The 24,624-nt window shown below is 40.5% G+C and carries 25 protein-coding genes and 1 tRNA gene; 20 read left to right on the top strand and 6 right to left on the bottom strand.

Going from position 1 to position 24,624, the window contains the following annotated elements; all coding sequences use genetic code 11:
* Positions 1 to 161: 161 nt before the first annotated feature.
* The 9 genes from BW961_RS08070 (at position 162) to BW961_RS08110 (ending at position 7,417) form a co-directional block, all read left to right on the top strand.
* A complete protein-coding gene (locus tag BW961_RS08070; protein ID WP_068583221.1) occupies positions 162 to 974 on the top strand; it encodes a glycosyltransferase family 2 protein in 813 nt (270 codons plus the stop codon).
* A gap of 10 nt (positions 975 to 984) precedes the next feature.
* Entirely contained in the window at positions 985 to 1,872 is an 888-nt protein-coding gene (locus BW961_RS08075) for a glycosyltransferase family 2 protein (RefSeq protein ID WP_244555895.1), read from the top strand.
* Positions 1,869 to 2,633, top strand: a complete 765-nt coding sequence (locus BW961_RS08080) for a glycosyltransferase family 2 protein (RefSeq protein WP_068583224.1) — start codon at positions 1,869 to 1,871, stop codon at positions 2,631 to 2,633. The genes BW961_RS08075 and BW961_RS08080 overlap by 4 nt, the downstream gene beginning before the upstream one ends.
* 84 nt (positions 2,634 to 2,717) lie before the next feature.
* Entirely contained in the window at positions 2,718 to 3,071 is a 354-nt protein-coding gene (locus tag BW961_RS08085; RefSeq protein ID WP_082867400.1) for a hypothetical protein, read from the top strand.
* A gap of 219 nt (positions 3,072 to 3,290) precedes the next feature.
* Positions 3,291 to 4,169 carry a YhcN/YlaJ family sporulation lipoprotein gene (locus BW961_RS08090; protein ID WP_068583227.1) on the top strand — a complete coding sequence of 293 codons (879 nt, stop codon included), beginning with the start codon at positions 3,291 to 3,293 and terminating at the stop codon, positions 4,167 to 4,169.
* Between the two features lie 264 nt (positions 4,170 to 4,433).
* The gene (locus BW961_RS08095; protein WP_068527177.1) at positions 4,434 to 4,658 is read left to right on the top strand and encodes a helix-turn-helix domain-containing protein; all 225 of its coding nucleotides are present in this window, start codon (positions 4,434 to 4,436) and stop codon (positions 4,656 to 4,658) included.
* A gap of 290 nt (positions 4,659 to 4,948) precedes the next feature.
* Positions 4,949 to 5,914 carry an ABC transporter substrate-binding protein gene (locus tag BW961_RS08100; RefSeq protein ID WP_068583230.1) on the top strand — a complete coding sequence of 322 codons (966 nt, stop codon included), beginning with the start codon at positions 4,949 to 4,951 and terminating at the stop codon, positions 5,912 to 5,914.
* A complete protein-coding gene (locus BW961_RS08105) occupies positions 5,895 to 6,671 on the top strand; it encodes an ABC transporter ATP-binding protein (RefSeq protein ID WP_068583233.1) in 777 nt (258 codons plus the stop codon). Before BW961_RS08100 ends, BW961_RS08105 begins: the two co-directional genes overlap by 20 nt.
* A complete protein-coding gene (locus BW961_RS08110; RefSeq protein WP_068583236.1) occupies positions 6,665 to 7,417 on the top strand; it encodes an ABC transporter permease in 753 nt (250 codons plus the stop codon). Before BW961_RS08105 ends, BW961_RS08110 begins: the two co-directional genes overlap by 7 nt.
* 101 nt (positions 7,418 to 7,518) lie before the next feature.
* Here the strand turns inward: BW961_RS08110 and BW961_RS08115 are convergent, their stop codons facing one another.
* On the bottom strand, positions 7,519 to 8,316 hold the full coding sequence (locus tag BW961_RS08115; RefSeq protein ID WP_068583241.1) for a TerC family protein: 798 nt from the start codon (positions 8,314 to 8,316) through the stop codon (positions 7,519 to 7,521).
* Between the two features lie 336 nt (positions 8,317 to 8,652).
* Between BW961_RS08115 and BW961_RS08120 the strand changes: the two genes are divergently transcribed.
* Together BW961_RS08120 and BW961_RS30375 are read left to right on the top strand one after the other, a co-directional pair.
* A complete protein-coding gene (locus BW961_RS08120; RefSeq protein ID WP_068583243.1) occupies positions 8,653 to 9,684 on the top strand; it encodes an MBL fold metallo-hydrolase in 1,032 nt (343 codons plus the stop codon).
* 278 nt (positions 9,685 to 9,962) lie between these two features.
* A complete protein-coding gene (locus tag BW961_RS30375) occupies positions 9,963 to 10,124 on the top strand; it encodes a hypothetical protein (protein ID WP_156510110.1) in 162 nt (53 codons plus the stop codon).
* A 244-nt stretch (positions 10,125 to 10,368) separates the two neighbouring features.
* Here BW961_RS30375 and BW961_RS08125 read toward each other — a convergent pair whose 3' ends face one another.
* On the bottom strand, positions 10,369 to 10,944 hold the full coding sequence (locus BW961_RS08125) for a phosphatidylglycerophosphatase A family protein (protein WP_068583246.1): 576 nt from the start codon (positions 10,942 to 10,944) through the stop codon (positions 10,369 to 10,371).
* A 122-nt stretch (positions 10,945 to 11,066) separates the two neighbouring features.
* On the opposite strand from BW961_RS08125, the gene BW961_RS08130 reads away from it, so the two are divergent.
* The 3 genes from BW961_RS08130 to BW961_RS08140 all read left to right on the top strand — a co-directional run bounded on the left by BW961_RS08130 (position 11,067) and on the right by BW961_RS08140 (position 13,617).
* Entirely contained in the window at positions 11,067 to 12,137 is a 1,071-nt protein-coding gene (locus tag BW961_RS08130; protein ID WP_068583249.1) for a GerMN domain-containing protein, read from the top strand.
* A gap of 93 nt (positions 12,138 to 12,230) precedes the next feature.
* The gene (rph, locus tag BW961_RS08135) at positions 12,231 to 12,992 is read left to right on the top strand and encodes a ribonuclease PH (RefSeq protein WP_068583252.1); all 762 of its coding nucleotides are present in this window, start codon (positions 12,231 to 12,233) and stop codon (positions 12,990 to 12,992) included.
* Between the two features lies 1 nt (position 12,993).
* Positions 12,994 to 13,617: an XTP/dITP diphosphatase gene (locus tag BW961_RS08140; protein ID WP_068583255.1), complete on the top strand. Its 624-nt coding sequence runs from the start codon at positions 12,994 to 12,996 to the stop codon at positions 13,615 to 13,617.
* 73 nt (positions 13,618 to 13,690) lie between these two features.
* On the opposite strand, the gene asnB is transcribed toward BW961_RS08140, so the two are convergent.
* Positions 13,691 to 15,535 carry an asparagine synthase (glutamine-hydrolyzing) gene (asnB, locus tag BW961_RS08145; protein ID WP_068583258.1) on the bottom strand — a complete coding sequence of 615 codons (1,845 nt, stop codon included), beginning with the start codon at positions 15,533 to 15,535 and terminating at the stop codon, positions 13,691 to 13,693.
* A gap of 157 nt (positions 15,536 to 15,692) precedes the next feature.
* Between asnB and BW961_RS08150 the strand changes: the two genes are divergently transcribed.
* The 5 genes from BW961_RS08150 (at position 15,693) to BW961_RS08165 (ending at position 19,408) form a co-directional block, all read left to right on the top strand.
* On the top strand, positions 15,693 to 16,022 hold the full coding sequence (locus BW961_RS08150) for a hypothetical protein (protein ID WP_068583497.1): 330 nt from the start codon (positions 15,693 to 15,695) through the stop codon (positions 16,020 to 16,022).
* 80 nt (positions 16,023 to 16,102) lie between these two features.
* Entirely contained in the window at positions 16,103 to 16,234 is a 132-nt protein-coding gene (locus BW961_RS31555) for a hypothetical protein (RefSeq protein ID WP_280175189.1), read from the top strand.
* Between the two features lie 128 nt (positions 16,235 to 16,362).
* Positions 16,363 to 16,436, top strand: a tRNA-Arg gene (locus tag BW961_RS08155).
* A gap of 274 nt (positions 16,437 to 16,710) precedes the next feature.
* Positions 16,711 to 17,682, top strand: coding sequence for an ABC transporter substrate-binding protein (locus BW961_RS08160; RefSeq protein WP_068583261.1), 972 nt, complete (start codon positions 16,711 to 16,713; stop codon positions 17,680 to 17,682).
* 106 nt (positions 17,683 to 17,788) lie between these two features.
* The gene (locus BW961_RS08165; protein WP_082867401.1) at positions 17,789 to 19,408 is read left to right on the top strand and encodes an AraC family transcriptional regulator; all 1,620 of its coding nucleotides are present in this window, start codon (positions 17,789 to 17,791) and stop codon (positions 19,406 to 19,408) included.
* Positions 19,409 to 19,535: 127 nt separating this feature from the next.
* Here BW961_RS08165 and BW961_RS08170 read toward each other — a convergent pair whose 3' ends face one another.
* The 3 genes from BW961_RS08170 to BW961_RS08180 form a co-directional block, all read right to left on the bottom strand.
* Complete coding sequence (locus BW961_RS08170; protein ID WP_068583266.1) at positions 19,536 to 20,564, bottom strand: ABC transporter permease; 1,029 nt, start codon at positions 20,562 to 20,564, stop codon at positions 19,536 to 19,538.
* Positions 20,561 to 21,298 carry an ABC transporter ATP-binding protein gene (locus BW961_RS08175; protein ID WP_068583270.1) on the bottom strand — a complete coding sequence of 246 codons (738 nt, stop codon included), beginning with the start codon at positions 21,296 to 21,298 and terminating at the stop codon, positions 20,561 to 20,563. Before BW961_RS08175 ends, BW961_RS08170 begins: the two co-directional genes overlap by 4 nt.
* A gap of 175 nt (positions 21,299 to 21,473) precedes the next feature.
* Entirely contained in the window at positions 21,474 to 22,664 is a 1,191-nt protein-coding gene (locus BW961_RS08180; RefSeq protein WP_068583273.1) for an amidohydrolase, read from the bottom strand.
* A 440-nt stretch (positions 22,665 to 23,104) separates the two neighbouring features.
* Between BW961_RS08180 and BW961_RS08185 the strand changes: the two genes are divergently transcribed.
* On the top strand, positions 23,105 to 24,562 hold the full coding sequence (locus tag BW961_RS08185) for a stalk domain-containing protein (protein WP_068583275.1): 1,458 nt from the start codon (positions 23,105 to 23,107) through the stop codon (positions 24,560 to 24,562).
* The last annotated feature ends 62 nt before the right edge of the window (positions 24,563 to 24,624 follow it).

Here is a 24,624-nt window from a genome sequence, read left to right on the forward strand (position 1 = left end):
AAGCACGGGAATTATGACTCCGTGCTTTTTTTTCGTTCCTCATGTGGGTATTGTAACGAAGCTTATTGCACAAATGCCGTTACCATAGGGCAGATGAAACATAAAATGTGAGAGAATAGTATGAATTTTACTACCCATTTCGTGTTTGAGGAGGAAAGGCCATGCAGAAAAGGCTCCGATCCAAGACAAGGTATCGGCCTCAGGCAACAATTCAAAATAAACCAGTGGGTATTAGAAACCATCAGTTGCCAGTGGTATCTGTCATTATACCTGCACTCAATGAGAGGAGAACCATATCAGCAATCATCCATCAAGCCGCTCGAGTCCATCCTAGGACTGAAGTTATCGTTGTAGCAAATGGCTCCACAGATGGTACAGATAGGGTAGCAGCTAGGCATGGAGCTATCGTCATTCATGGAGAGGATCCATTAGGCCATGATGTGGGACGATTTGTTGGAGCCCATGCAGCAAAGGGTAAAGTACTTTTATTTATTGATGGCGATATGGTTATTTCATCATCCCAACTAGAGCCCTTTGTTAAGGCTGTTTTATCAGGTGTGGATGTTGCACTGAATGATTATAGAGGACCTATTCATCATATACCGGTGCATCGTGTGATATTGTCCAAACACGCATTAAATGTCATGTTGGGGCGTGCTGATCTAAAAGGATCCTCACTTACGACGGTTCCTCATGCAATTAGTAGAGGAGCTTTGAAGGAGATAGGTGCAGAGTCTTTGGCTATTCCTCCACTCGCTCAAACAATAGCGGTATCCAAGGGGTTGCAAGTTAAGCGAGTTCATTCCATACAAGTGGGGAAATTAAATCCTCGTCGCGTAAAAAAGAATAATGTCGATCCATTAGAAGCGATGATAACAGGAGATCATTTGGAAGCTATTAACTGGTTGTTGAAACAGAATGGGCCACGTGCCGGGTACTCGGATCTAGAGCGTAAGCGGGATAAGGTGAGGTGAGAGGTGAGAGATGAGAAGGAAGAGAAGTGCTGTCCAAACAAGAATCGAGTTGAGTAGAGGAACGAGATCCATTAAACAACCTTGGTATCAAGACATAAATGAAGCGCAACCGTTGAATAATCTTCGTATGAATGAGGATATGAGTGAATTAACACATTCTGCATCAGTGGTGATATCGGTGTGTAACGAAGATAAGACCATAGGGCAAGTGTTACATGAGCTGGAGAAGCTACCTATTTCCCAAATCGTGGTTGTGTTAAATGGTTGTACAGATCAGAGCTTTCAGGTAGTAAGAAAAAGCTCGAAGGCAATCATTATTCACTATCCTGATCGAATAGGCCATGATGTAGGGAGGGCAGCAGGAACGAAATTGACGAATACGGATATTGTTCTTTACATGGATGGAGATATGGTCATTAGTGCACGTGAACTTATGCCGTTCTTGATCGCTGTAGATCAGGGAGTAGACGTTGCGTTAAACGATATTTCTGCTTGGGTTCCTCCCTTTAACCGGCAGGATAGTGTAACACGCTGTAAAAGTTTCCTTAATCGCGTATTAAATAGGGATGATTTGCAGGCAAACTCACTAACGGCTGTACCTCATGCATTATCCCGTCGCGCCATTCAAACGGTAGGGGTAACGTCCTTGATCGTTCCTCCGAAGGCGCAGGCATTAGCTATTATGAAAGGACTTAAGGTAGCTTGCGTCCACAGAGTTGATGTGGTGAATCATAATCGTGTGAGAGCTAGTAATAGTGGCCTAGTTAATGATGTGACTCAACTCATTATGGGGGATCATATGGAAGCTTTAAGTGTGGTCATGGAAATGACAGGTACGAGGCTTCAATTACCGAACGAGTCAAGATCTCTTCTTGCTAAGCGGAGGAATCTAATATGAACGTTACTAGTATTATAATTCCGACGTTTAATGGATTACCTTTGTTAATTACTTGTGTAGAGTCTATTCGTTTATATACTGATCTACCCTACGAAATTATTGTGATTGATAATGGATCGAGTGATGGTACGCTTGAGTATTGTCGAAATGAGAAGATTGTATTCATATCACTTCCTAATAATACGGGTGTTCCGATCGCGTGTAATTTGGGTATGTCGGCTGCCAGTGGAGACCAGATTCTTTTGTTAAACAATGATGTGATTGTATCACAGGGCTGGCTGAATAATATGCTCAGTGCTTTGTACAGTGAAGAAAAAATCGGGATTGTGGGCCCGGTAACTAGGAATGTGAGCGGTATACAACAAGTGACGTGTGATTATGAAGATATGCAAAAATTTCACCAATTAGTTAGTCAATGGAACATCCCGGACTGTTCAAAGTGGGAAGTTGTAGAACGAATTGTTGGTTTATGTTTCTTATTCAAGAGGGAACTCATGGATACGATAGGGATGTTAGATGAACGCTTTTCTCCAGGGCACTTTGAAGATGATGATTACTGCTTTCGTGCACGTTCACATGGATATAAGTTATTAATGTGTGGTGATGTTCTTATTCATCATGAAGGAAGTGTTAGCTTTAAGAAAAGATATCCAGAAGGGTGGCACGATCTGGTCGCAAGAAACCGGCAACTATTTATCGATAAATGGCAAGTCGATCCATATGATTTTTTATTGCCTAATAAAGTAGAAAATGGAACGTAAAAGATCTTATATTAGAAAAATTTAGGAACCGTCTCATGACCTCCGCATATGCTGTAGCAAGCATGCGCTAGGAGGTGCATAATAATGAGGATGATTAAGAAAAAGGGACAGTCCAGATTGAAAAGAACACGAGCCTCACGTAAAGTAAGTATTAGGGTGTTGAAATTAAAGAGGTATAAAAATCGGAATGCTCGATATGATCGAGTGTTCAGATCAACTAGAAGCAAACAACAGACGTTACTTAGTAAGAAAAAACGCCGTATCCCAACATCTAAAATTGCGGCAATTCCTGTAGCACCTATACAGACAATTACTACTGAGACTGGTAAGGGTTTATCAAACAGTAAAAGCTACGATGAAGCATATAATAAAGGTTTTAATACTGGATTTGCCCAAGGGTTCGAAGATGGTAACCAGTTAGGATATAAATCTCAATAGCGTTTTTATGATAAGGCTGCATTCGTGCAGCCTTTTTGATATACAGATTGTTAGGTCAAGTACGACAGAGCTTGATAATCTGTCATATGTTTTAAAAAGGACAAGTGTCGTCACGGTTTTTGGAATAGATACAAAACCTTTCCAGAATAGCTCTGAACAGTAACGAGCATTCTATATGATGTTAACATTAGATTTATCACATCATAAGGAGGCGTTAGAGTGCGAGCAAAAACAGTTAGTTTGTCCTTACTATCTGCAACACTTCTTTTGGGAATGACCGTTACTGGATTAACAGGGTGTGGGACGAAGAAGACTGACGAGACAGTACGTACAAAAAATGTGAAATATGATAGAAATTTAATTAACAATGATGTCAATCGATACGGTACGAGATCTGTGAATGATGGTCTCCATACACGTAGTAGTAATACCACTATGGGGAATCTAAGGCACAGCAAAGAAATATCAGATAAAATCGTTACATTGAAAGAAGTTAACTCAGCAAATGTCATGTTAACGGACCACAGCGCTTATGTTGCTGTATCGATAAAAGACCATAATAAGCTGCGCGGTACATCAACGAACCTGAATCGGACACGAGGCACAGGAATAAGTAATCTAGGTAACGATGGAAACATGATGGGCGTTGGAGCACCATCAATAACAGGTACAGGTACAGGTACAGGTATGGGGACTACTGTGAGAAATCAAACGGGTGGTAATTACCCAGCAAATATAAACAATGAATATGGAACAAATAGTACAAATAGTAATGGTTTAATGCGTGGGTTAACAACTACCCCTACACCGAGCAGTAATGTCGTGAAGGATGAGGATCAGTATATGACTCAAGAAGTGAAGGACAAAATTGCTGATCTCGTTAAGAAGAGTGATCCTAGCGTAAAGAATGTTTACGTATCAGCGAATCCAGAGTTTGTAGAGCGTGTAGGTAATTTTGTAACAGATGTGTCCAATGGTCATCCAATTAGTGGTATTGTGGATGAATTCCAATCGTTGGTTAATCGAATCTTCCCGACTGCATCAGGAACTCATGTGACTAATGAACCTGTAAACAGTTTAAATAAAATGGGACGCTAAAAAACATAACAAGTTGAAGTAAATGTAATGCCAAGAATCCTGAGGTAAATAAATCAGGGGCCTTGGCATTCTTTTTCTTGTTCTATTGCTTCACGAACATGATCCTATCGAGATCAAATGAGAGGGGATGATAGATTAGCAATGGAATAAGCCCATTTTTATGTATATAAAGCACCATTACCCCATGCTATTCATAGAATGAGTTGACTGTATCCCTTTACCTTGTTATACCATAAAAAACCCGAGCAAGGAGGGGTGACACCATTGAAGGGAAACGAGCACAATAGCAAATTTTTGTTGACCCACCGTGAACGTGAAGTTTTTGAACTGCTTGTTCAGGACAAAACGACACGCGATATCGCCGGGCTTTTATTTATAAGCGAAAAAACGGTGCGGAACCACATCTCCAATGTCATGCAAAAACTCAATGTCAAAGGCCGTTCGCAAGCTGTAGTTGAGTTAATCAAGCAAGGCGAACTCATTATTTGAATCCTGCCTTCAAAAAGCACCCTCGACCTTCTGACTGTGTCTTCTTTCCTTTGTGGAAGACATAGAGGGAAGGTTCTTTTGTCGTGTTGTCATATTTATATAAACTGAAATACTTCAAATTGAAATATACAAAATATAACGTTTAGTGTAAAATAGCATTAATTATAGTTGCTTTGATGTGATTTAAAGGGACAACCTCTTCTTGTTTGTGAATTAATTCGCAAAGATCTGAATAAGAAGCGTAAGAGATTTATCAGTCGTATAGACAGAATATGGAGGCAAGAGAGATTATGGAGAAGAGACAGACAAAGGTAATGATGTTATTTATGCTGATGGTACTTATTAGCGCACTTGCGATTGGATGTAGTTCGTCGAAAGCCAAGGATTCGAAAGAGGCAGAGGGTGCTTCTTCGTTAACGCTGGGATTGTTACCTTCAATTGATGCTATTCCGTTCCTGATTGCTCATGAACAGGGTTTTGATAAGAAATATGGTGTGAACCTGGATATCCGGACGTTCAAAAGTGCGAAAGACCGTGACGTAGCATTTCAAGCGAACAAGCTAGATGGAATCAGCGCGGATTTAATTGCGATCGCCATTTATAATGAGGCAGGTCTGGATGTTAAAGTGACCAGTACTACCTTTGGAGAATTTGATTTATTAACAGGAAATAATGAAGTACAAGAAGTGAAGGATTTAAAAGGAAAATCCGTTATTCTATCTAAGAACACATCCACAGAATATACAGTTGCGACTATGCTTAAAAAAGCTGGTTTGACTGAAGCGGATATTAAGGTAACAGAAGTACCACAGATCCCGACAAGATTAGAGTTGTTAAAAAACAATAAGGCAGACGCAGCCATTTTACCTGAGCCCTTTGTCACGATGGGCAGATCTGCCGGCTTGCGCGTATTAAGCTCAACGAAAGATGCTGGAGTGAATCCGTTTGTTCTAGCGTTCCCTCAAGCGATCATAGATACGAAAGCACAAGGTATTAAGGCCATGTATGCGGCATATGATGATGCGGTCGCTTATATGAAATCCCATGAACAATCGGAATACATGGATCTCATTATTAAAGAAGTAGGTTATCCAGAGAGCCTGAAGAACGATATCGTCGTGCCAGATTACCTTCCAGCGAATCAAGTGAACGTACAAGAGGTAGAATCGGCTTTTACATGGGCAAGGGAAAAAGGATTACTTAGTAAAAATATATCGCCTGAAGAAGTGATCTCGGATGTCGTATTTAAGAAGTAGCGGACTTAACATTAAGGAACTTACTGTTGCATATAAGGGTGGGCAATTGGCACTTGGGGGTGTCAATTTATCGGTACCAGAGCATAGTATTTACACCATTATTGGTCCTTCGGGTAGCGGGAAGTCAACCTTATTACGTGCCATTGCAGGTTTGATAAAAGAATATCAGGGAGAAATCCTCTTTCAAGGAGTATCTGTCCATACACAAGAACCCTTGATCGGACTCGTACCACAAAGTTATGGACTTCTTCCTTGGAAAACAGTTCATGCAAATATACTCATGGCGATGAAGATTAGTCATCCGCAAAGAAATCAAAGACAGAGCCAAGAACAACAGATCCAACGCTGGCTTGAAGCTATGGGTATTGCCGACTTAGCTAAGCGGTATCCCATGTCACTCAGCGGAGGGCAGCAGCAGCGGGTAGCGATCGCCAGAGCCTTTGCTATCATGCCAACGATCATGTTATTGGATGAACCTTTTTCAGCACTAGATGCAGTCACACGTGAAACGATACAACGGCTCTTTTTAGAAAATTGGACCGCTCATCCGGCAACGACGTTATTTGTTACTCATGACGTGGAAGAGGCTATTTTGCTTGGAGAAAAAATAATCGTAATGCCTTCTGACAAGGAAAAGTCGCAAGTATTGATTGATAATGATCACGTATTTCGTATTAAACATGAGGACAAGCGTGATAGTGACGAGTTCTTCCAACAGACAAAGAGGATTAGAAAGGTAATACAAGAACAATGGTGAACAAAAAGAAGAGACATCATTTGTTAAGGTTGTTACTCGTATTTGTCAGTATGAATGTGGTTTGGTATATCGCATATTTACTTATTAACCATTCTATTCTTCCAAGTCCGATCGCTGTATATTCTTCTATGGGTCATTTGGAAGGAAAAGAAGTATGGCTTGATGTTTGTTACAGTTTATTTCGTATTTTTGCCGGTGTATTATCGGCTTTAATGATTGGAATGTCCATCGGATTACTAATGGGGCGATCTCGAATTTGGAATAAAATTCTTGATCCGGTTGTCTATTTGACGTATCCTATTCCCAAAATCGCCTTATTACCTGTGGTGATGTTATTCTTTGGGATTGGTGAGACATCCAAAATTCTGATGATAATGTTGATATTACTCTTTCAAGTCATTATATCTGTACGGGATGGCGTAAAGGCAATTCCAGACAACACATATGACGTACTAACAAGCATTGGTGCAAGTGCAACTCAGAAATTCTGGCATGTAACGTTACCTGGTGCGTTATCCGTGATACTAAGTACGATTCGTATTTCCTTGGGGACGGCCATATCGGTACTCTTTTTCACAGAAATCTATGGAACAGAGCATGGTATGGGATATTTTATTATGGATGCCTGGTTAAGGATGGATTACACAGAGATGTATGCTGGCATTATGCTATTTAGTCTGGTGGGATTTGTACTATTTCTATTGGTGGACTATCTTGATTACAGGTTCATGAAGTGGCGGCATTAATTATCACATGGTTGTAAATAAAAACAAAAAGGATCGATCTCAGGGGTTAATAACATACCACTTGGGATCGATCCCTTTTATTTATTTTATTTGAAATTAACTTAATGACCCAGTTGTTTATCAGTGTCAGTGACAGGTTCTTCATTCTTACTGCTCATAAACCAACCAAGGACTGCGATTAATATTAGGACAATATAGAATGTCGATTTCCAAGCTGTGCTATGTGCGAAGGACTCAGGTAGAACAGCCAAGGAAGGGTGAGCAAGTGTGATAATGGCTAACTTAACGCCTACCCAACCAACAATTACGAATGCGGCAACTTCTAGTCCTGGACGGGAGTGTAACAATTTAACGAAATAGGATGCTGCAAAACGCATGATGATTAATCCGATTAATCCACCTGCAAAGATCACAAGGAATTGTCCACCATCTAAGCCACCGATATGTCCGAGTCCACTTGGAGGTAATGCTACTGCAAGAGCTACTGCAGCTAAAATTGAATCAACGGCAAATGCAACATCCGCTATTTCAACTTTGATTACTGTAAGCCAAAATCCAGATTTCTTTTTTTCATTAGAGCTACCTTCAATGGAATCATCCGTTTTAGGTTTAGTAATGAGTTTTCTAAAGATATGATTCACAGCGATAAACAATAAATAAAGGGCTCCAATAGCTTGTACCTGCCAGATATCGACTAGGAATGAGATGATAAATAATGAGCCGAACCGAAGGACAAATGCTCCCATAAGTCCATAAAACAATGCTTTTTTTCTTTCCGCATCAGGCAGGTGCTTAACCATAATAGCTAATACCAGTGCATTATCTGCCGCGAGAAGGCCTTCCAGTCCTACAAGTACGAGAAGAACCCAACCATATTCCAATAATAATGCAAAATCCATTTCTTCTCCCCCTTAGTGTGTTTCTTTAGTATGTTTCAAAAGCTATAAGAAAAACGTCAATTGACGTACTTTCAACGATGAACATTAAAAAAGACCTTTACCAAAGAGGTGAAAGCCTTCTAAAAATAAAAGGTTTTCCCAATTTGGTAAAGGTCTCGCTAACAATTGTGAAATGACAATTGCCAATAAAGCCGGAGAAATATCTCTCGTATTGACGACTTTATTTAAACAGCTACTCCCCTTTACGGGTATATAATTAATTAGCTTATATGTTAGAATAATATAGCAAAATCATATATTTATTTAGGGTTATTGTCAATAGAGGATAATAATTTAATGGGAAGAAGGTTATTATACATTGTGAGCATACCAGAAATAACAACTTGGGATCACGGGATCAGCCAAGTTAAAATATCGATGTCCTATCCGCTACGTTGGGTGAATAGTTATGTGCTACACAGCTCATCGGGTATCGTCATTATAGATCCCGGACCACGCAATAGCGTAACAGAAGTTGAGTGGAAGAATGCACTTGGTAAGCTAGGTTATACACTCGAGGATGTAAGTGGAATATTTGTGACTCATCATCATCCTGATCATTATGGGTTGGCAGGCTGGTTTCAATCGCAATGTAATGCTAAGGTCTACATGTCTCAAAGAGCCTATGATGAATCTCTTCTTATGTGGGGAACGGATACCGATATCAATGTGAAATTAACGTTATGGTTGCAACAGCACGGATTGCCTGACGAGTTAGCAAGTCAGATTGAGCAACATTTACTTGATTTCATCCCTCAGGTTTCACCGACGCCTAATATTACAATAGTAGAAAGGGGAAGTCACCTGGAATTAGGTGGCCTTTCTTGGCTAGTTATAGAGACTGGGGGACATGCACCAGGACATCTATCTTTATATAATGAAGAACTTGGTATTATGATGTGTGGTGATGCTGTTTTACCGCAGATTTCACCGAACGTCAGCCTCATTCCAGGGAGTGATCCTGAACCGCTGTATAGCTTCATGAGTGGTCTTGTGAGACTTAAGCAATATGTGGTCAATCAAGCCTTTCCGGGGCATAGAGAACCATTCTCTACGTTTCATAAACGCATAGAGGATCTTCTTCTCCATCATGAACAACGGTTAATTGAGGTAGATAAGCTTCTCATTCAATCTCCGCAAAATGGGTATGAGATTTGCAAGACCCTTTTCCGTAATAAATTGTCACTTCATCAAATGAGGTTTGCTATGTGTGAAGCACTGGCGCATATACAGGAATTGGTACGTCAAGGTAAGGCTCAATCTTTAGTTTCTACTGTGGATGGTAGTATCATATTTACCGCAACGAATAAACATCCATGTTCAATTTGAAAAGCGTTGGAGAGATGAAGTGAGCTTTCTCAACTTATTTTAGTGCATAGAAAAAGGCTATGTTTTCTACAATTGTAGAAGAATATAGTCTTTTCCTGCTGTAATGGTTTAACGGTTGGTTAACATTCGTTTGTTTATGTCTATAAAAGCAGTTTGTAATCATAGATTTCTTTCTACTAGGAATCAGAAATATACCAATCTACTAGTGGATTAGTATAAGCAAGTCTTTGAAAGATTTCATAGTATATATTAATCCAAATGGAAGGGAGGGAAACAAAATGTCAAATAAATCTAAGGTGTATTTCAAAGTTGTTATCATTAACAAACCGAAGAATATCAACAAGAACAAGCTGATTAACATTGACCCCGATTTTACTGCTGCTAATGCAGGTGGCGGTGGTGGTGGCGGTAATAATGGTGCCGTAACCGTTACTCCTTAAGGTGGAGCCGTTAGCTAACATCATACTATCAAATCTGCAGAAAAGTCAGTCAGTTCATCGGATTGTATTAGAAAGGATATCAACAAAACGAATAAGGGATTCTTTTGATCCTTACTCGTTTTGTTTGATTAATTCAGGGATTAACTTAATACCATGACTACGACTTAAGGGAATATACAGAAGCTACCTGTCGTTTATTGGGTAGTTTCTTTTTTGCTTTCTACGATTTTCAGTTCACCCAAGATTACTCAGATGTTCCTTTTGCAAGAGGATTGAATTTCTTACCTTCTTCAGCGTAATCTGCTTCTTTCTCCGCCTGCTTTCGATGGGCGATACGGCTGCTAGCCGCAGCAGCAACTGCACCAACGATATCATCAAGGAAGGTGTGAACTTGTCCAGAGGTTTTATCATTGAGCCGTTCTAATACCCCAGGTTTTAACTTATCGACATACCCATAATTCGTGAATCCGATACTTCCATAGACATTGACGATTGAAAAGGCCAATATCTCATCCACACCATAAAGTCCTTCATCATTGACTAACATCTCCTGTAAGGGAGAAATAAGCTTGCCTTCTTCTGCTAGTACATCCAATTGTATGCCTGTTAATACAGCATTCTGCACTTCACGTTTGCTTAGGACCATCTCAACATTATGTACGCATTCCTCGATTGTAAGTGTCGGATAGTACTTTTTTTGGAGTAACATGACGAGTTCAGCAATTTCAAGAATGTTGACCCCACGTTTATCAAGCCATTCGAAAGTTGCATCTGAAACGGCTTTGCTATTTAAACAATACGGATTACGTACATCGCTCATAACGCTACACCTCATTCTTTGTAATGTGATGGAAATTTTCATTTACAGTTATTTTTTAGAAAAGAGCTCGTATATATACTAGTACAAACTATATATAAAATCGTTAGGGAGGTACATAGATTATGTCAAAAAAAATGAAGATTCGTAACATCTCTGCCGTTGGCTTGTTGGCTGTTCCAATTATATTGTCTGGGTGCGGAGGTTTTACTAAACAATCCATGGACATTGATCCACCACCGGCTCAAATTGAATCGGAAATGTTACAAGCTGTGAATGGTGTTGTTACGAAAGCACCGCAGGGAACGGCTATGACACCGACTTCAACCGTCTATTTAGCAGATCAATACGGACTTTTGGCTCCAGTGTCTTTAGGATTACCACCATTAGAGAATAAGGATAATATGCTTTTGCGTCAATCCCTTGAAGTGATGGTCAAAGACGGTCCTTATGCAGCATATCTACCAGAAGGTTTCACTGCCGTATTACCTGAAGGTACAGAGGTGAAGACAGTCACAATCGAGAAGGAGAATAAGCTTGCGGTTGTAGAATTCAATAAATCGTTTACTGAATATGATGCCCAAAATGAACGAAAAATGTTAGAGGCTGTAACTTGGACACTTACGGGTAATAAGAATATCAATCAGGTTCAATTCTGGGTTGATGGGAAGAAGATTACAGAGATGCCTCTTGAGCATACACCGCTCGATCAACCACTTGGACGAAGTATGGGAATCAACTTGGAAAAAGGGAATGGGGTAACATATACCCGTTCTAGCGCGGTAACGGTATATTTCTCATCTGAATCACCTACAGGGATACAATATTACGTACCTGTAACTAGGCTTATAGAACCTGGACAAGATACACTCAAGGCAGCGCTCAATGAACTTATTCGTGGACCACAACTACAAGGTGGCTTAGAGCAGGTTATGACATCAGCTACTTCCTTAGAGTCAGTGAAGACAGCGAAAGACGGAACAGTCACAGTATCTCTCAAAGAGGATATGTTTATTAAAGGGGAGAAGATTCCTTCTCAATTACTACAGTCTGTCGTGTTAACTGTTACAGAAAATGTAGGAAGTAACAAAGTGCAAATACAAATGAATGGTGATTCTAAAGTAGTAAGTGATGATAATCAAAATTACAGTAAGCCTGTATCAAGACCGGAATATATTAACGAAATACCAATTTAAGAGAAGTTCCTCCTTCAAAAGGTGCTTTTATTCCTACACTTTGATAAAATAAGGTTTGCAAAATAGGGACGCTAATGATGTAGGAGGCAGATAATAGTGAGATCAAACGGACGGAATAACGATCAACTTCGTACAATGAATATAACAACAAATGTGAATAAATACGCGGAAGGTTCTGTGTATATAGAAATGGGAGATACCAAAATTCTCTGCACAGCGACGGTGGATGAGAAAGTACCTCCATTTTTGAAGGGCCAAGGAAAGGGTTGGGTAACAGCAGAATACTCTATGTTGCCAAGAGCTACTCATTCTCGTAATCAACGTGAGGCCAATCGTGGTAAATTAACGGGTCGAACCATGGAAATTCAACGGTTAATTGCTAGAGCTCTTCGGTCCGTTGTGAATTTACATGCTTTGGGTGAACGAACGATCACACTCGATTGCGATGTCATTCAAGCTGATGGAGGTACACGTACGACTTCTATTACAGGATCCTTTGTTGCGCTCTGTATTGCTGTGAACAAGATTGCCCAACAGCATAAGCTTCCTGTATTTCCAATAACCGATTATTTGGCTTCTGTTAGTGTAGGAGTTGTTGGTGGCCGCACACTGTTAGATCTAAATTATGAAGAAGACTCCAAGGCTAAAGTGGATATGAATCTAGTTATGACCGGAAGTGGACAATTCGTTGAGTTACAAGGAACGGGTGAAGAAAGTCCATTCTCACGTCAGGAGTTAGATGCATTACTTCAGATCGGTGAACAAGGTATCCGTGAGATTATCGCATATCAACAAGAAGTACTTGGTCCGATTGCCCTATCTATTGGTTCTGGCACAGTAGGAAAAGGAGTATAGCATGAAGTTAGATCAAGATATCGTCATTGTTGCGACGAAGAACAAAGGGAAAGTCAGAGAATTCGAACATGCTTTTGCACAGCTGGGCAAGCAAGTGAAGAGTATGTTTGATTATTCGGATATACCAGATGTCATTGAAGACGGACTTACTTTTGCAGAGAATGCGCTGAAAAAAGCTAAGACGGTTGGCGATGTGCTCGGACTCCCTGTTCTTGCGGATGATTCAGGTTTATGTGTAGAGGCATTAAATGGACAACCGGGTGTGTATTCCGCACGTTATTCGGGAGAGCATGCGACCGATCAGTTAAATAACGAGAAGTTATTACATGAGCTGGTGCAATTAAAGCTGGGTGAAGATACAGAGCAGTCGCTGTTAAGTCCAGCAAGCTTTGTTTGTTCATTGGTGTTGTATAACCCTTCTTCCGGAGAGCATATGGAGACTTCTGGTTCCGTGGCAGGATGGATTACTTCAGATGTAGCGGGTGCTGGAGGATTTGGGTACGATCCACTTTTCTATCTTTCAGAATATGATAAGACAATGGCTGAGCTTTCTTTAGAAGAGAAACAGTCCATTAGTCACCGGGGCGTAGCTTTAAGGGAGTTAATATCACAATTGAAGAAATGAATGGATGATCAAGAATTAGGCTTGGTGTTCATCAAATAAAAAAGGCTGCCCGAGGGTAGCCTTTTTTTGTGTTTTAGCGAATCGATACATGATAGGTGCGGAGCCAATAATCGACTTGTGACAAATAGGAGAATAACTGTGGTCCTGACATTAATTGCCCGAACCACGGTAGATTTGTAGATGCGTCAGGTGAAGAAGCTATTTCTCGAATTTTGGCAACATCAATGAGGGGGAGAAGTGGAGAAGACGGATCATCTAATATGGTGAGTAGTTGTTGTTTCACAGCCGCAAGGAAATTAGGATTATGTGTTTTAGGGTAAGGACTCTTTTTACGATAAAGAACATCATCAGGGAGTACACCTTCCAAAGATTTACGAAGAATACCCTTCTCACGATTGCCTGTCATTTTGATGTCCCAAGGAATGTTCCATACATATTCTACTAATCGATGGTCACAATAAGGGACACGTACTTCTAGACCAGCACCCATACTCATACGGTCCTTACGATCCAGTAGTGTAGGCATGAAGCGTGTAATATTAAGATAAGACATGATTCGCATTTGAGCCTGTTTGGCGGTTTCGCCTGCAAGTTTAGGAACTTCATTCACAGCTTCAGAATATTTGTCACCAAGGTAATCAAGCGGAGAAATCCAATTCCTAATTTCAGGTGACAAGAGACTGGCTCTCATGTCAGGAGCAACAGCCCAAGGGAATGTTCCTGAATTTAACATGTCATCACGGTGAAACCAAGGATATCCGCCAAATATTTCATCAGCTGCTTCACCAGAAAGAGCGACGGTAGCCTCTTTTTTGATCTCTTGGCAGAATAACAGAAGCGAGGAATCCACATCAACCATCCCTGGTAAGTCACGAGCCCTTGTTGAGGCTTCAAGCGCACCAATTAATTCTGGCGTATCAATCTCAATGTAGTGATGTTTGCTCCCAAGCTCTTTCACCATTCGTTCTATCCAAGGGGCATCTGCTCCGGGTTGGAATGTGTGGGACTTGAAGTGCTTATCATTATCGACATAATCAACGGAATAGGTGTGTAGTTGGCCTTGCCCTGAACGACGATAGTAGTCTACGGCTAACGCAGATAACGCACTAGAATCTAATCCACCGGATAAAAGTGTACATACTGGAACATCAGATATTAATTGACGTTCGAGTGTATCTTGAAGAATTTCTCTTAAGTGAATTGCGGTAGTTGCCTCATCATCTTCATGTACATGGCTTTCTAGCTTCCAATAGGCGTAGGAGCGAAGCCCGTTACGGTTAAAAATCATAGCATGCCCCGGCCGAAGTTCGTTTACATTGCGGTATATCCCATGTCCTGGTGTCCGAGCGGGTCCAATTACAAAAATCTCTGCTAACCCTTCTGGTCCAACGACAGGTTCAACTTTCGGATGTTGTAGAAGTGCTTTGGGTTCAGAACCAAATACAAGCGTCTCATCTATATGACTATAAAAAAGTGGCTTAACACCAACTCGATCACGCGCAAAAAAGACTTGTTGATGCACACTATCCCATATAGCGAAGGCGAAGATACCATTGAAACGATCTACACAATCGGGTCCCCATTCTATATAAGACAACAATAATACCTCAGTATCGCAGCGTGTACGGAACTGATACCCACGATTGCGTAGTTCTTTCGTAAGTTCTGCAGCATTATATAGTTCGCCGTTATATACAATGGCGTACACGTCATCATCTTGATGTACGATCATAGGTTGAGCACCATTCTCTGGGTCAATGACACTTAGTCGTCGATGCCCGAAAGCACAAGGATTTGAAATCCATGTTCCAGATGCGTCAGGTCCGCGTGTAGCTAAGCTATCAGTCATTTGGACGAGTAATTGCGAATCCTGTGTTAAATCGCCGCTCCATTGTATAAATCCTGTTATTCCGCACATAACGGTTCATCCTCTCTTTGTTGGTTGACCATATCTGTCCTTTCTTTTTACCAAAGTCATATAGAATATGCCGAAGGAAGGCATAAAATGTCTGTCCTTTAAGGAAAACTATAGGTGAGTACAACGCATGCATAGTCGAACAAAGGGGGAAGTTGTCGTGAATAAACATAAGTATTTTGTATCCGTGCATGGAAGATCCGTTCTAACGGACAGGGGTGCGACGACTTATGAATGGGAAATCGAAGCGACAGAAGATGAAGCACAGGAAATCAGAAATTTGATGGGATTAGTAAAGGAAAAAGAAGAAAATGCTTTTCTTGGATTTGTGTTTCCTTGGCCAGATGAACCAGAGCGTGTTGTGAATGTGACATATCAGAATGCATTAGATGACGTATATCAGAGGATTTATGAGTATGGATCAATCGATACTCGCAAACAGATGAAGGAATCAGGAGTGAACGCATTTCTCCATTCATATGACGGTTAGTTACAAACCATCCCATCCAAATAATATAACTCATATTCGATCACAGGTATCACCATACTAAACGTAGGAGGTGATACAAAATGGCTGAGAAATTCAAGAAAAATAAAGGCAACAAATATGCCCATAATAATGAATTTGCTGAAGAAGTAGTATCCAAGAATGCAGCTATGCATACAGAAGATAAAACAAATTGGCGTCGTGGTAATAAGTAAGAAATACTCTTAATGGTTAGTGAAATAACATAAAAATAAAAAAAGTGTTGCTTTATTCTGGGGATGCGTTATAATAAATAACGCACCCTTTTTAAATGATATTAATTAAAAATGTCATATAAGATTGTGTCTCAGTAGCTCAGCTGGATAGAGCAACGCCCTTCTAAGGCGTCGGTCGGGGGTTCGAATCCCTCCTGGGACATCACACAAAAAAAGCTCTCCTTATGGAGAGCTTTTTTTTCGTATCAGGGAATGAGAACCCCAAAGGGAGAGTATCTCTCATAGGACATAGAATCTTGTTGACGATCCTGATTTTGACTCAATCGTTGTATTTGTGCAAAATGTACTTGGATATGTGCATTGAGATCGTTCTATGGAAAGAATACAATGAGAATAAATAGAGATGATAATGATTATCATTGATAATTTATTTATTTCGTTACATCTAATAGTAACTAGAGGAGTGAGCATATAATATGGCGGTGCAAACAGTAGGAAGTATACGGAAGATACGTTGGCTGGTCGTACTACTGGTCATTATGGTAAGTTTGGCAGGCTGTGGCGATGCAAAGGAAACATCAACCAATGAAGAAAAAAGTAAGCAAGAGAACAGTGATACAAGGAAGGTTAATGATGCTTTTGGCGAAGTAGAAGTTCCTGTTAAGCCGCAGAGAGTAGCAGGTATTTACTTAGAGGATTATATGTTGGCGTTAGGTGTGGAACCGATTGTGCAATGGTATCATCCAAGCTGGGGTAAACAAGATTATTTAGGACTAACGGATGTTCCATTATTCGATATCACAGGCAGTTTGGAGGCTATGATTGAAAATAATCCTGACTTAATTATATTGAACGGGGGAATGGATGATAGTTATCCATTGTATTCCAAAATCGCTCCTACTTATCGCTTGCCTGATGAAGTGATTGGGAATGCAGAAGAAACACTAAAAACAGTTGCTGATTTACTCGGCATTCCTGAGAAGGCTACTAGCGTATTAGAAAACTATAAACAGAAGATTACCGATACCAAAGAGAAGTTGGAAGAGGCTATTGGCCGCGAGACCGTTGCGGTCGTGCGTCTCGATGTCGGGGACAAGCCGGAGCTACGTCTGTTCGGTCTGAATAATGCATATACAGGCAGTATTTACAGAGATCTTGGTTTGGAGCCGTTCCCGTGGGTGAAGAACATCGAGGCTCACGATGTTATCTCACAAGAAAAAATACCGGAGTTTACTGCTGATCATATTATCATCTTCCCCTCTGATGGTACATGGGACTCTAAGTCCAATGAGAAGGCGGTTGCCCTGCTTGATGACCCATTATGGAAAAACATCCCTGCCGTCAAGAGCGGTCATGTGTATCAACTGGAACGATCGCATTGGCAATCAGGGGCGATTACAGCGAATATGATGAAGATGGATGATTTACTGAAATTTTTAGTGAAGTAAATAGCTTTAGAAATGTTACAAATGAGAAAGCTTTTTAGGTTTTATTGAAGAGCTTTCTTTTTTGCGTTACACTAGTAATAATGATTCTCATTATCAAAGGAGGGGCATGATGAGTAGCGAGGTAGCATCTTCTTCCTGCTGCCCGTCCATCATTTATATGATGACAGGCATCCGGTATTTCCAATTGGACGTATTGACTAGCGAGGAATTTATTGGGGCTGAGGAGTACATGCTGTTTGCTGTTACGGATGGCATAGCAGAAATAGATACTAGGTATGGTACTCAGGAAATACTCAGAGCAAGTCTGGCTATTGTGGAACCAGATCAAGCCATTCATATCCATACATATAACAACAGTATCTCTTTCTACGTTATTACATTTAAAGCGATTCCGATTCCAGATTTGAACGCCTCGGAGCATAAACAACAGCCTGCTAGTTTTCCGTATAAGGGTATCTGGAACCATGTTCCGTTCGCACGATGCATTGATTTGCTGGAGGAGATTTACTTGCATAGTCAAGATAAAGAAGAATTCATGCGGTTTTTCAATCATGTGCGGTTTGAGGAATTCCTTCGCTATGTGCTACAGCAAAATAGTAGCATGGCCCCCGTGCGGGATTTGAAGAGTGCTGTGAAAAGCTCAATCGATTATTTAAGTGATAACTATGCAATGCAAGTAACAGTGGCACAGTTGGCTGCGGATGTGGATATGTTCCCGTGGCAATACTCGCAAATGTTCAAGGAGCTTACAGGTCAAATTCCACTTAGTTTTGTAAATAAACTACGGATCGACCATGCGAAGCAGTTACTCTTAAAAACGGAGGACCGAATTCATGAGATTGCCCAACATGTAGGTTTTAACAATGAATTTTATTTTAACCGCCGCTTTAAGAAATCGGTCGGTGTGGCTCCAGGTCAGTATCGTAAACAACAGCGAAGTACGCTGCGTGTTGTGTCTCTATATATGGAAGATTTATTGATCACATTAGGTGTGATTCCTGTTGTGCAATGGTCTCATCCCGGATGGGGGAGGCAAGAATATCTTGGACTGAAGCATGTTCCGATATTTAATGTTTTACAAGATAGCTATGAATCACTTTCAGAGTACGAGCCGGATCTAATTATTGCACGTAGAAGTGATTACGAGCTGCATACGAATCAATATGAGCAATGCAAGCAATTCCTGTATACCGATGTCATTATACATGATGATATGGATTTGCATTCAACATTACGAACGCTAGCAGAACGGTTGGGAAGGGTTGATCAGGCGGAGTATGCCATCCAACAATATGAGGATAAAGTATCCAGGGCAAAAAAATTATTGTCCGGCTCAATGAGGAATCAGACGTATGTCTTTCTGCGTATTGCAGCCGATTGCATCAGCGTCGATCAGAAATATACGAAGCCATTTCTATGGAGGGAATTAGGAATAACTCCCCATCCGATGGTACAGGCGTTAACCCATGAAGTAGGTAGACAAGGCGTAACGTGGGAATGGTTGAACGAGTTAGATGCGGATTATATTTTCTTCGCGTTCGATAAATGGCATGAACACGTAGTAGGTTCAGAAAGGCGGCAGATTGATCATCCCATGTGGCAAACGATTCCCGCCGTTCGAAATCGCCGTGCGTTCGAAGTTGACTTTATGACATGGATGAACCAAGGTCAGCTTCTTGCCAATAGCAAAAAAATTGATGATGTTCTGAGAATGCTAGCATATTAGAGGTTCAAAACTTCCGAAATGAGGATTATAGCGGTGAATAACCTATGAACCGTTGTATACGAAAACGGTATGCACGGTGGTGTGAGAGGTCGGGGACTAGTCGGCCCCGCCTACTCAATCGTCATGATTACATTGTACGATGTTTCCGTAGAGCTAGGATATTTAGTGTTGAAAATATAAGTGAGAATAAGAGAAGGATATACAGATCAGTTGAAATATGAGACCAACCTTTTCCCCGTATCATAACATCTATCATAGCGTCAGCCCCGTAATAGATAGGCATAACGTACCCAATCTTTTGTAACCAAAGAGGAAGGGTATTCAACGGTAATAGACCAGACAAGAAAATTTGGGGGACGATAATTAATGGAATGAACTGCATCATCTGAAGCTCATTACTAGCAAAGGCTGATAAGAGCATACCCAAGGTCAGTGCAGTCATTGAGAGTAGGATTGTAATAAGTAGAACGTAGCCAAAGTTACCAACCATCATAATACCTAATACTTTTATTGAGAAAAAAGATATCAGTAAAGCTTGAATGAGTGTGAATATGCCGAATCCACCCACATATCCAATGACAATCTCCCATCGTTTGATGGGTGTAGATAGCAGTCGTTCTAAGGTTCCGGTTGTACGCTCACGTAAGAAGGAGATACCTGCAATAAGAAATACAAAAAAGAAAATAAATACCCCAATCATAATGGGACCAAAACGATCAATGACTGCCATATCTAAGGAACCATGAAGGAAGGATATCTCAGGTTTGAACTGAACTTGAGTCGTTGATACTTGATTCATACTCTTCTCTAGAAGCAGTTGAACGGACTTGTTGATTGAAGGATCGCTACCTTCTATGAGAACCTGTGGAATAGTTTCTTTTAAAGTAATTAGAGCATCGATGTCCCGATTGTCGAGAGCTTGTGTAGCTAACGGCTCGGTATTATATATAAGTACCTTGGCACCGAGTTTCTCCATTGCTGTGGAAAGGGAACTGGCTTGACTAACGACGCCGATGTTCGGATGATATTCCTTACCGCTAAACACCAAACTCATTAAACTTAGAACGATCAGAGGGGCAATGAACATAAGAGCCATCGTTCGTTTATCATGAATGAATTGACGTAGAATTCTGAGTATCATGGCTCCAATTCTCATGAGCGTATACCTCCATAATGGATAAAGGCTTCTTCAAGCGTAGATGATTGTGTTGCATCTATTAATGCTTGAGGACTATCTACTGCTAGAAGTTCACCGTCTCGAATCATCCCTAATCGATCACATTTCTCCGCTTCATCCATGACATGTGTTGTGAGAACAATCGTGGTCCCTTTAGCGGTAAGAGATCGTAATTCTCTCCAAATAGATTGTCTAAGAATCGGGTCTATACCCACCGTAGGTTCGTCTAGAATTAGTAAAGCAGGTTCATGTAAAAGGGAGATGGCTAGAGATAATCTTCGTTTCATTCCACCTGAATATTGGCCTACTTGTTTGTATAAATGCTCTTTTAAGTTAACAAGTTCCATGACCTCTTGTATTCTTTGAGAACGATGTTGTCCTCTCACCCCATATAGGGATGCAAAGAACTCCAGGTTTTCAAGGGCGGTGAGCTCCGTATAGAGAGCATCCGATTGAGCCATATATCCGATCTGCTGAAGCATATTAAGCTTAGGCATAAGTGTTCCTAAGATATATACATCACCAGAACTACGCTGTTCCATGCCTATTAATATTTTCACAAGTGTTGTTTTACCTGAGCCTGAAGGACCCAATATTCCGAATATCTCTGCTTTAAATACATTCAGTGAAATATCATGGAGTACTTGTTTGTTACCATACTCTTTATTAACATGTTGAACAGAGATGACACATTGATCGTCGTTATTTATCATAATTGATCCCCTCTCCCTAATGAATGAGTACGCACTCACTCATTAATATAATACAGAATGAGGAAATTTTGAAACGTTTTGATGAAAAGAAAAACAGCAAATAACCCCCCATTTCCACGAGGGTTTATTTGCTGTTGGTTCAGTGATTTTTTGTTTTTAGGAAACGTTTCTTCTTTTATAGTTCATTTAGGTTATCTACGCCAGCCAACTTCTTTATTGCAGCTTCTGCCAGTAGAGCGAAGTAGCGTGAAGTGGGTAATAATGCTTCTTCATCGACATCAAACTGAGGGTGATGTAGTCCATAAGCTCCATTAGTACCGATATTAACGAATGCGCCAGGAATTTGTTGGAGGTAAAAGGAAAAATCCTCACCACCCATTTGAGGTGCTAAATCAAGTACTTTATAGTCTGCAAGAGCTGCAATTTCTTTGGTGAAATCTGCCCAATCCCTATCGTTAACTGTGGCTGGAGGACCCGGATACCAATGTAACTCAGCTTCTGCACCAGCGGCAGCTGCAGTTCCTTTAATAATCTGGTTTATTTTTTCAGGAATGAGACGTCGAATTTCTTCATTATAGGTTCGGACGGTTCCTTCTAACTCAACAGTTTCAGGCAAGACGTTCCATGTGTTTCCACCATTGATTCTCGTCACGCTGACAATCACAGGTTCAGTGGCACTTGTAATTCGGCTGGCAATGGTCTGTAACGAAAGGATGATTTGTGCAGCGCTCACGATGCTGTCAACGCCATTCTCAGGGTAGGCAGCATGGGCTCCTATACCTCGAATCGTTATTTCAAACCGATCAACACCGGCTGTTAAAGCACCTGTCCGAGTTCCAAATGTTCCAACAGGTAAATCTGGGTTATTATGCAGACCAAAGATGGCTGATACGTCATTTAGACCACCGGAGGCTAATACGGATGTTGCACCGTGTCCTGTTTCTTCAGCGGGTTGAAACAAGACACGTACGGTGCCGGTGAGTTCGGATTCGCGGGCTTTTAATAAATAAGCTGCACCGAGGATTGCAGCGGTGTGAAAGTCATGACCACAAGCATGCATTTTCCCGTCAATTTGTGAAGCAAACGGCAAATTCGTCTGTTCTTTAATGGGTAAGGCATCGATATCGCAGCGGATAGCTACTATTGGACCTTGACCCGAACCGATTTCAGCGATTAATCCGGTAGCTAGTGGAACATCTAGTATGCGAATGTTCGCTTCAGTCAGCCATTCACGGATTTTAGCAGTGGTTTTGTATTCTTCATTTGATAATTCAGGTTCATAGTGAAGATTACGTCGAACTTCAATGAGGTGTTGAGATAAGGCTTGTTCTGAAGTTACTTCTTTTATATTAGTCACATTTGTCATGGGATAGTCCTCTTTTCATTAGGTTAGATAACCTCTATTTTCATTTATAACATTATAATTCAAAGTTATCCGATAAGATTTATATTTAGTTGGTATGGTACCCCTTTTTTGGATCACTTGTCAATAATTGAGGATTTAGTTGGGATACTTTTGAGATTTTGGCATTATTCATTTGTATGTTCCTTCTATTATATAAGCAACGTTACAGTTGATTAGATCGATAGAGAATAAAATTAGGCCAAGAACGAATGAATTTGATTATGAATATATGTTTTTGGTACTCAACCGTGTGATAAATGAAGTTAATAGAAGACTTATTTCTATATTTGTTAAAAAATAAATGCGATTTTACATTACCATAACATTCCAATGGTTCAGATTTAACACTTATATACGACAATGAACCTATAGCTTTTATGACAAGAAAAGGGTGAATCTAATTGAAAAATAGTAAATTAATGACGATTATGGTCGCAACTACACTAGTTACATCCGCTTTAGCAGCTGGAACGGCAGGAGCAGCAAGTGCCAAGCCAACGAATCAAGCAGTGAAGAAAGCAGTAGCGAAAAAGGCAGTAGCATACAAAGTTGTCGATTCATCAATTAACGTGAATGGTAGTAACGTAACTTTGAAATCCATTCTAGTTAATCAAACACCGCTGTATGCGGTAAGTGATCTTGCGAAGGCATTGAAGGTTTCGGCGACACTCTCCAAAGGAACGATTACATTAACGGATACCAATGCTGTTCATACAGTTAACATTCAACCACAGTCACTGAAATATTTAGTTAATAGTGCGAATCTTACATTTAAGACTGCACCAATCGCACAAGATGGAAGAACTTATGTTGAACTTGGTGCGATTGTAGAAGCAATCGGTGGCGAAGTGATTACAGGTCAAGCGGATAAAGTGAATCGTATCCTAAGTGTGAAAAGACTGAGTGGAACATTTGATACCCTTCATTGGGACGCTACTGGAAATATTGTTGCAACCCAAGAAGATGGAGAAACGGCTCAACTTTACAAGATTAACAAATCAACCTATGCATCTGAGTCGTTGTCTACTTCTGCAAGTGCAGGATCAATGACAGTTTCACCTGATGGTCAGCTGGGAGCATTCATTGACGATAATAATATGTTCTCTCTGTTAACAATCAGCAATGGGCAAGTTCAAATCCTAGGTTCTGATACATCAGTCAAAACAGATCTAAGATGGTCTGCTGATAATAAAAAGGTATATTTCATTCAAGGTGACAAACAAGAGAAAATTTCCTACATAAGCCTCGACACAGGCAAAATCACAACAGTATTAGCAGATAAGGTTGAGAATAAGTCCGATGTTCGTGTATCTTCCGATGAAACAAAGATCGTCTATATCGTAAATATAACGGGCGTTGCTAAAACGGATAAAGACGGCACCGAGGAATCGTTAACGATCGACTACTCTGGTGCAGGTGCACAAGTCTATTCGCTTGATATCGCTACAAAGGATGCTAAGCCAGCTCAATTAACAAAGAGCAATGATAACAAGTTATATCCTGCATTACTAAGCGGTGGCAATGTCGTGTATATGAGCGCTGATGCAGATAATGTAAGTGCCACTAACGTAATAAAACTAGTTACAGTTGATGGGAAGTCTCAGGATTTAGTTAGTAATATTGATGTTACTTTCGAAGATGTATCTTATGACGGAATTATCATTGTAGCTGGAATTGCTAAAGACGGAAGCATGAAAGTGATTAAGGTTGATTCAAACGGAACGCAAGTGGAACTATTCAGCACAAAGAACGATATTTCGGAAGTAGCTCTTTCACCGGATGGTACACAATTGGCAGTTATCTCTGACGGTAAAGTCATCGTAATTACGAATGGTCAACAAATTCAGCTTACACAATAAAATGAGGTTTAAATGAGAGGGGTTTTACAAGTGAAATTATTCAAAAAAATATCATTAGTTGC

It is taken from the genome of Paenibacillus macquariensis (assembly GCF_900156375.1).
Classification (GTDB): domain Bacteria; phylum Bacillota; class Bacilli; order Paenibacillales; family Paenibacillaceae; genus Paenibacillus_AQ; species Paenibacillus_AQ macquariensis.

Excerpts from the sequence above, each read along its gene's own strand:
- BW961_RS08070 (WP_068583221.1), top strand. The coding sequence starts at position 162 with ATGCAGAAAAGGCTCCGATCCAAGACAAGGTATCGGCCTCAGGCAACA.
- BW961_RS08075 (WP_244555895.1), top strand. The coding sequence starts at position 985 with ATGAGAAGGAAGAGAAGTGCTGTCCAAACAAGAATCGAGTTGAGTAGA.
- BW961_RS08080 (WP_068583224.1), top strand. The coding sequence starts at position 1,869 with ATGAACGTTACTAGTATTATAATTCCGACGTTTAATGGATTACCTTTG.
- BW961_RS08085 (WP_082867400.1), top strand. The coding sequence starts at position 2,718 with ATGAGGATGATTAAGAAAAAGGGACAGTCCAGATTGAAAAGAACACGA.
- BW961_RS08100 (WP_068583230.1), top strand. The coding sequence starts at position 4,949 with ATGGAGAAGAGACAGACAAAGGTAATGATGTTATTTATGCTGATGGTA.
- BW961_RS08105 (WP_068583233.1), top strand. The coding sequence starts at position 5,895 with ATGTCGTATTTAAGAAGTAGCGGACTTAACATTAAGGAACTTACTGTT.
- BW961_RS08110 (WP_068583236.1), top strand. The coding sequence starts at position 6,665 with ATGGTGAACAAAAAGAAGAGACATCATTTGTTAAGGTTGTTACTCGTA.
- BW961_RS08115 (WP_068583241.1), bottom strand. The coding sequence starts at position 8,316 with ATGGATTTTGCATTATTATTGGAATATGGTTGGGTTCTTCTCGTACTT.
- BW961_RS08120 (WP_068583243.1), top strand. The coding sequence starts at position 8,653 with ATGGGAAGAAGGTTATTATACATTGTGAGCATACCAGAAATAACAACT.
- BW961_RS30375 (WP_156510110.1), top strand. The coding sequence starts at position 9,963 with ATGTCAAATAAATCTAAGGTGTATTTCAAAGTTGTTATCATTAACAAA.
- BW961_RS08125 (WP_068583246.1), bottom strand. The coding sequence starts at position 10,944 with ATGAGCGATGTACGTAATCCGTATTGTTTAAATAGCAAAGCCGTTTCA.
- BW961_RS08130 (WP_068583249.1), top strand. The coding sequence starts at position 11,067 with ATGTCAAAAAAAATGAAGATTCGTAACATCTCTGCCGTTGGCTTGTTG.
- BW961_RS08140 (WP_068583255.1), top strand. The coding sequence starts at position 12,994 with ATGAAGTTAGATCAAGATATCGTCATTGTTGCGACGAAGAACAAAGGG.
- asnB (WP_068583258.1), bottom strand. The coding sequence starts at position 15,535 with ATGTGCGGAATAACAGGATTTATACAATGGAGCGGCGATTTAACACAG.
- BW961_RS31555 (WP_280175189.1), top strand. The coding sequence starts at position 16,103 with ATGGCTGAGAAATTCAAGAAAAATAAAGGCAACAAATATGCCCATAAT.
- BW961_RS08160 (WP_068583261.1), top strand. The coding sequence starts at position 16,711 with ATGGCGGTGCAAACAGTAGGAAGTATACGGAAGATACGTTGGCTGGTC.
- BW961_RS08165 (WP_082867401.1), top strand. The coding sequence starts at position 17,789 with ATGATGAGTAGCGAGGTAGCATCTTCTTCCTGCTGCCCGTCCATCATT.
- BW961_RS08170 (WP_068583266.1), bottom strand. The coding sequence starts at position 20,564 with ATGAGAATTGGAGCCATGATACTCAGAATTCTACGTCAATTCATTCAT.
- BW961_RS08175 (WP_068583270.1), bottom strand. The coding sequence starts at position 21,298 with ATGATAAATAACGACGATCAATGTGTCATCTCTGTTCAACATGTTAAT.
- BW961_RS08180 (WP_068583273.1), bottom strand. The coding sequence starts at position 22,664 with ATGACAAATGTGACTAATATAAAAGAAGTAACTTCAGAACAAGCCTTA.